The sequence below is a fragment of the Streptobacillus ratti genome (genome assembly GCF_001891165.1).
In the GTDB taxonomy this organism is placed as follows: domain Bacteria; phylum Fusobacteriota; class Fusobacteriia; order Fusobacteriales; family Leptotrichiaceae; genus Streptobacillus; species Streptobacillus ratti.
Genome location: NZ_LKKW01000119.1, coordinates 1 through 266 on the forward strand (window position 1 = coordinate 1; position 266 = coordinate 266).

Sequence of the window (266 nt, forward strand, 5' to 3'; positions counted from 1 at the left end):
ACCTGGTGACGATCACCTGGCTGCCGAAATCCTGGGGCAAGCCGGTTCAGGTCACACGGGCCAACGGCGTCGCCGAGCGGCTGAAGCAGGTCTCCGCCGAGATCGACGCGCTCGATCCGGCGCTGCGCGCCGCGGCGTTTCCGATCGCGGGTGTGCTATCTTGTCGCGCCGTCGCCGATACCGGGCGGATGAGCATGCATGGCTATGCCGCCGCGATCGACCTCAACCTGAAGGTCTCGGACTACTGGCTGTGGGCGGGCAAAGGT

1 protein-coding gene is annotated in these 266 nt (G+C 66.9%); it reads left to right on the plus strand.

The genetic code is table 11. The features are described 5' to 3' along the window. A partial coding sequence (locus BT993_RS07045) for a M15 family metallopeptidase (protein ID WP_143604339.1) occupies window positions 1-266 on the plus strand: 266 nt, incomplete at both ends.